Genomic DNA, 401 nt, shown 5'->3' with positions numbered 1-401 from the left:
ATGCCATGCTGTGCGGCGTCGCCCCCATGGCAGCGGTCTCGATCTACAGTGTCGAAGGTCTGGCAGGCCTTGGCGGCCGGCTCTTCTACGGCGTGCTGGCCGACCGGCTGGGCGTCAAGCCGGTGCTGATCGCGGGCCTGGCGATCCAGGCGATCGTCATTGCCGCCTATCTGTCGATCAGCCAGCTTGAGCAGTTCTACATGCTGGCCGTTATCTTCGGTGCCACCTATGGCGGCGTCATGCCGCTCTATGCGGTGCTGGCGCGCGAATATTTCGGCCAGCGCATCCTCGGCACCGTGTTCGGCGCCGCCACCATGCTGTCCAGCCTCGGCATGGCATTGGGACCGCTTGCCGGCGGCATGGTGTTCGATGCCTACGCCAACTATTCCTGGCTTTTCATC

The 401-nt window shown here is 64.1% G+C and carries 1 protein-coding gene; it reads left to right on the top strand.

Features of this window, described 5'->3' with window-relative positions:
- Positions 1-401, top strand: a 401-nt coding sequence (locus EN984_RS37475) for an MFS transporter (RefSeq protein WP_164766067.1), incomplete at both ends; no start/stop codon positions are given.

Origin of the sequence: Mesorhizobium sp. M7A.F.Ca.CA.004.12.1.1 (assembly GCF_003997835.1) — a bacterium.
Classification (GTDB): Bacteria; Pseudomonadota; Alphaproteobacteria; order Rhizobiales; family Rhizobiaceae; genus Mesorhizobium.
Note: the sequence above shows the minus strand (reverse complement) of the source record. Positions and strands in the feature narration are given on the sequence as shown.